Raw genomic sequence first — 5,379 nt, 5'->3', positions numbered from 1 at the left:
ATCCCTTTGGGCCAGGGCGACGAGGGTGTGGAACCAGAGGTCGGCGGTCTCCTCGATGAGGCGATCGGGGCCCTCACCCTTCGCGGCGCGGGCGACTTCTTCGGCCTCCTCGGTCACTTTTTCGAGGATGCGCGCCTGCCCCTTTTCGAAAAGGCGCGCGACGTAGCTCTCCGCCGCCGCGCCGCCCGCTTTCCGCTCGAGAATAAGTTTGTAGATGGCCTCGAGAAGATTGGGGTCGAAAGAAAGATCGCGGGGCGCATCGCCGTCCCCTTCCACCTCGTTAAAGAAGCAGGACATCCTCCCGGTGTGGCAGGCGGGGCCCTCGGGCCGCACCTGAAGGAGCAGGGCGTCGCCGTCGCAGTCGAGATTGGCCGAGACGAGGTGCAGGTAGTTTCCCGAGGTCGCGCCCTTGTGCCAAAGCTCCTGCCGGGACCTTGACCAGAAGTGCACGGTTTTTTTCTCGAGGGTGAGGCGCAAGGCTTCTTCGTTCATCCAGGCGAGGGTGAGCACCTGGCCCGTCCCCGCGTCCTGGCAGATGGCGGCGGCAAGGCCCTCGGCGTTCCACTTCACCCCGGAGATGGCGTCATCGCTCACAGCCGCACCTCCACCTTGCGCGCGCGGAGAAATTTCTTGGCTTCCTCCACGGTGTACTCCCCGAAGTGGAAGATCGAGGCGGCAAGGACGGCATCCGCCTTGCCGATGACGACCCCTTCATAAAGGTGCTCCAGCGTGCCCACGCCGCCCGAGGCGATGACGGGCACGGAGACGCTCTCCGCCACGGCGGCGGTCAGCTCGACATCGTAGCCGTCCCGCGTGCCGTCCTTGTCCATGCTGGTGAGGAGAATCTCGCCCGCCCCGCGCTCGGCGGCCTCGCGCGCCCAGGCGATGGCGTCCCGGCCGGTCGGGCGCGAGCCGCCGTGGGTGAAGGCCTCCCAGCGCAGGGGGGCGCCGCCATTTGAAACGCGCTTGGCGTCCACCGCACAGACGATGGTGGAGCTGCCGAACCGGCGCGCCGCGCGGCCGATCAAGCCGGGATCGCGCAGCGCCGCGCTGTTGATGCTCACCTTGTCGGCGCCCGCGCGCAGGAGATCGCGCACGTCATCCTCGCTGCCGACGCCGCCCCCCACCGTGAGGGGGACGAAGACCTGCTCGGCGGTGCGCTCGACCATCTCGAGGAGCGTCCCGCGCTTTTCCTTCGAGGCGGTGATGTCGAGGAAGCAGATCTCATCCGCCCCCATGGCGTCGTAGGCCGCCGCGCATTCGACGGGGTCTCCCGCATCGCGCAGCCCCTCGAAGTTCACCCCCTTGACGACGCGGCCTTCCTTCACGTCAAGGCAGGGGATGATCCGCTTCGCCAGCATCAGACGAGCTCCAGGGCGGCTTTGAGATCGAGCGTACCCTCGTACAAGGCGCGGCCCACGATCGCGCCGGCGATGCCTTCCTTCTCCAGCGGGATCAGCGCCTCGATGTCCGCGATCCGGCTCACGCCGCCCGCCGCAAAGACGGGCACATTCGCCGCGCGTGCGAGGGAGAGAATGGGCCCGGGATCGAAGCCCTCCAGCGTGCCGTCGCGCCGGATGTCGGTGAAGATGATGCCGGCGAGGGGCAGATCGGCGAAGCGCGCCGCCACCTCCTCGGGGGTGACCCGCTCGCCCTCCTCCCAGCCGGAGACCTTGACCTCGCCGTCCTTGGCGTCGAGGCCGAGGATGACCCGGCCGGGATTCTCCCCGGCCGCGCGGCGGAGGAAGTCTGGATTTTTGAGGGCGCTCGTCCCCAGGATGACAAAGGCGGCCCCCGCGTCCAGGACATCCGCGAGCGCTGCCGCATCGCGGACCCCGCCGCCGAACTGCACCGGCACGTCCACCCTTCGGACCACCTCGCGGAGTTCGGCCAGATGGGCGGGCGCGCCACCGAAAGCGCCGTCGAGATCGATGAAGTGGACCCGCTTCGCTCCCTGGGCCACCCATCCGGCGGCCACATCCGCCGGGGTGCCCGGGTAGCGGATGACGTTCTCGCGCTTTCCCTGGATGAGGCGGACGCAGCCGCCTTCCATCAGGTCCACCGCCGGGATGATCAGCATGATTTCTCCCCAAATCGCTCGCAATGCGGGCTTTTCCGCCCGCCGGCCGGGCCGGCCGTTCCGCGTTGATTAAACCCAAACGCTGCGGAATGCAAACCGGGCGGCAAAACTCCCCCAAATGGAATGAAAACTCGCCCTCCGGCGTTATCCCTCTGGCGACTTTTGCGCACCGAACGCGCACGATGTAAAACCGCGTTCATCCTTGATTCTCGAAACAAACCATCGAATGGGAGCGCATGATGGCGGCAACACTCTGGCTTCCCTGGCTCGTGCTGGCCGCCTACTGCCTGCTCGTCTGGATGATGACCCCGCGGCGGGTCTCGGCCGCACAGTTCTTCGAGGGCGGTACCGAGGAGGGCGCACCGCCCGGCCTGTGGCTTCTCGTCGCAAGCGGGGCCATCACCTGGATCTTCGCCAAATCGATCTCCAACGCCGCGAGCCTTTCGGCCGCCTTCGGGGTGGCGGGGGGGGTCGGCTACGCCTTCTACTACCTGAGCTTCCTGACGGCGGGCGTAGTAATCTACCTCCTCCGGACGCGGGGCGGCTACATCTCCCTCTCCCATTTCCTGGTGGACAAGTACGGCACGCTCTGCGCGCGGCTCTTCCTCATCGCCATCGCAATCCGGCTCTTCAACGAGGTGTGGTCGAACACGAAGGTCGCCGCCCTTTACTTCGGCGCGGAGGGAAGCCCCGCCTACTGGACGGCGGCGGCTCTCGTCACCGCCTTCACGGCCTACTACAGCTGGCGCGGGGGGCTGCGGAGCAGCCTGCTCACCGACGGGGCGCAGATGCTCCTCGCGGCGGCGCTGCTCACCGTCATCCTCATCACCCTCTGGCCCGGCCTCGCCGCGCGGGGGCTGCCGCAGGCGGGCGAGGCGGCCCACCTCGCCGGGCTCACCTTCTGCGGCCTCGCCCTCGTCCAGGTACTGAGCTACCCGTTCCACGATCCGGTGATGACGGACCGGGCGTTCATCACCCCGCCGCGGGTGATGCTGCGCGCCTTCATCCTGGCCGGGCTCATTTCGGGCGGCTTCATCTTCCTCTTCAGTGGGGTGGGACTCTACGCCCTGAGCCACGGCGTGAAGGGGAACCCCTCGGTGGCGGTGCCGATCCTCTTCGGGCTGCCGATGCTGCTCGTCTTCAACGCCATCATGCTCACGAGCGCGGGCTCGACGCTCGATTCCACTGTCGCCAGCACGGCGAAGCTCGCCGCCCGCGACTGGTCGAATCGCCGGGGCGCGCCGGATGCGGCGCAGATCCGCAAGGGGCGCCTTTTTCTCGTGGCGATCGCCCTTCTGGGAAACCTCCCCCTCCTCAGCATCTACATGGGCGATCGCGCCGGGCCGGCCATCATCGCGGCGACCACCATCAGCGGCACGATGGTGATGGGCCTCGCCCCCATCTTCATCCTCGCCTTCCTCCGCGGGGCCGGGCGGGCGAGCTTCCACCTCGCCTTCTGGCCGGGACTGCTCTTCGGGGCGCTCCTCGCCCTCGAGGGCGCGCTGGGGTTGCGCATCTTTCCCGATTGGATCGCCCTCGGCGCCGGGAAGTACGCGCGTACCTTCGGGGTGAACCTTTTCGGGCTGGGCCTTTGCACGGCGGGCTATCTGGCGGGGGCGCTCCTCCCCGAGGGGGTCAGACGCGCGTATCCGGAACAGGCGGCCTGAGCGTTTTCCGGGAACTTCAGGCGGAGGGCGACGGCGCCGCCGCAAGGCCGCAGAGCGACGCGAAGCGGCGGAGTATCTCGAGGCCGCGCGCCCCGCTCTTTTCGGGGTGGAACTGGGTGGCGAAGAGGTTCCCGCGCCGCACGCTCGCGATGAAGGGCACCCCGTGGGTGCAGGTGGCCGCGATGCAGGGGCGGCAGGCTTCGCCCGGCTCGGCGTAGTAGGAGTGGACGAAGTAGAAATACTCTCCCTCGGCCACCCCTTCGAGAAGCGGGGAGGGCGCCTCGAGGTGAATTCCGTTCCAGCCCATGTGGGGGACGTGAAGCGCCTCTCCCGCTTCTTCGAGATTTTTCGGGAAGCGGCGGATGCGCCCCGGCAGGATGCCGAGGCCCGGCGTTTTGCCGAATTCCTCGCTCTCCTCGAAGAGAACCTGCAGCCCGAGGCAGATGCCGAGATAGGGCACCCCGCGCGCGATCGCATCGCGCAGCGGATCGCTCAGCCCCGAGGCATCGAGCGCCTGCATGCACTCAGGAAAGCCGCCAACCCCCGGCAGGATGATGCCCGGCGCCCCCGCGAGCGCCACGGGGTCGGTCGAGAGCACACAGGCGGCGCCGATCCGCGCGAGCGCGTTGCGCACGCTCTTCACGTTGCCCATCCCGTAGTCAACGATGACGATGGCGCCCTTCACGGACAAAATCTCCTCAGCGGCATTTCTACAAAAGTGCGGATTCCGGCAAAACGGCCTACAAAACGCCCTTCGTGCTCGGCACGCCCGGTTCGCGCGGATCGAGGGCCACCGCATCGCGCATCGCACGGGCGAAGGCCTTGAAAACGGCCTCCACCATGTGGTGGGTGTTCTCCCCGTAACACACTTCGATGTGCAGATCGATGCCCGCGTGGGTGGCCACCGACCAGAAGAACTCCCGAACGAGCGCGGCGTCGAGCGCGCCGACCCGGGCCTCGGGGTAGCGGGCGCTGTAGACGAGGTTCCCCCGCCCCCCCGCGTCGATGACCACGTGGGCCAGCGCATCCATCATCGGCAGGCGCACGTCCGCGAACCGGTGGATGCCCGCGCGGTCCCCGAGCGCCTTCGCGATCGCCTGACCGAGGAGAATCCCCACGTCCTCGGCCGTGTGATGGGCGTCCACTTCCAGATCGCCCTTTCCCTTCACGGTGATGTCGATCAGGCCGTGGCGGGCAATCTGGTTGAGCATGTGGTCGAAAAACCCGATGCCGGTCGCGATGCTCCCCTTCCCGGCACCGTCGAGATCGATCGACACCGTAAAATCGGTCTCGGAGGTCTGGCGGCGGACTTCGGCGCGGCGGCCCCCGCCTGCTTTTCTGGCGCTCAAGAACTCTCCTCCCCTTGCCTCCGGCCCCATCGGCCAGATCTCATCGAGCGAGCCGCACCCCAGCGCACGCGCGATGCGAACCAGTGTGCCCACGTTGGGCTGAATCTCGCCGCTGATATAGCGCGAGATTTTCCCCTTGTCGATTTGCGCCCGCTCGGCCAGCTCGCTCTGCGTCCAGCCCAGCGCATTCAAAATCACATCGATTCGCTGCGTCATAGCGGGAAAAGTATAGGTGTCTTTAAAGACATTTTCAAGGAGATATTCTCCATAATTGCCAAAAAAG

6 protein-coding genes and 1 pseudogene are annotated in these 5,379 nt (G+C 67.3%); 1 reads left to right on the top strand and 6 read right to left on the bottom strand.

Going from position 1 to position 5,379, the window contains the following annotated elements:
* The 3 genes from hisIE to hisA all read right to left on the bottom strand — a co-directional run.
* A partial coding sequence (hisIE, locus tag O2807_11465) for a bifunctional phosphoribosyl-AMP cyclohydrolase/phosphoribosyl-ATP diphosphatase HisIE (GenBank protein MDA1001116.1) occupies nucleotides 1–594 on the bottom strand: 594 nt, incomplete at its 3' end.
* A complete protein-coding gene (hisF, locus tag O2807_11460) occupies nucleotides 591–1,361 on the bottom strand; it encodes an imidazole glycerol phosphate synthase subunit HisF (protein MDA1001115.1) in 771 nt (256 codons plus the stop codon). The genes hisIE and hisF, both read right to left, overlap by 4 nt.
* A complete protein-coding gene (gene hisA, locus O2807_11455) occupies nucleotides 1,361–2,080 on the bottom strand; it encodes a 1-(5-phosphoribosyl)-5-[(5-phosphoribosylamino)methylideneamino]imidazole-4-carboxamide isomerase (GenBank protein MDA1001114.1) in 720 nt (239 codons plus the stop codon). The genes hisF and hisA overlap by 1 nt, the downstream gene beginning before the upstream one ends.
* A gap of 239 nt (nucleotides 2,081–2,319) precedes the next feature.
* Between hisA and O2807_11450 the strand changes: the two genes are divergently transcribed.
* Entirely contained in the window at nucleotides 2,320–3,747 is a 1,428-nt protein-coding gene (locus O2807_11450; protein MDA1001113.1) for a Na+/proline symporter, read from the top strand.
* A gap of 16 nt (nucleotides 3,748–3,763) precedes the next feature.
* Here O2807_11450 and hisH read toward each other — a convergent pair whose 3' ends face one another.
* From hisH to O2807_11435, 3 genes and pseudogenes are all read right to left on the bottom strand, one after another.
* On the bottom strand, nucleotides 3,764–4,432 hold the full coding sequence (gene hisH, locus O2807_11445; GenBank protein MDA1001112.1) for an imidazole glycerol phosphate synthase subunit HisH: 669 nt from the start codon (nucleotides 4,430–4,432) through the stop codon (nucleotides 3,764–3,766).
* 55 nt (nucleotides 4,433–4,487) lie between these two features.
* Nucleotides 4,488–5,126 (bottom strand): imidazoleglycerol-phosphate dehydratase HisB, encoded by a 639-nt coding sequence (gene hisB / locus O2807_11440; protein ID MDA1001111.1) that lies wholly within the window; start codon nucleotides 5,124–5,126, stop codon nucleotides 4,488–4,490.
* A gap of 72 nt (nucleotides 5,127–5,198) precedes the next feature.
* Nucleotides 5,199–5,312, bottom strand: a pseudogene (locus O2807_11435) (helix-turn-helix transcriptional regulator).
* Nucleotides 5,313–5,379 lie beyond the last annotated feature (67 nt).

The organism is bacterium, from assembly GCA_027622355.1.
GTDB lineage: Bacteria > UBA8248 > UBA8248 > UBA8248 > UBA8248 > JAQBZT01.
Note: the sequence above shows the minus strand (reverse complement) of the source record. Positions and strands in the feature narration are given on the sequence as shown.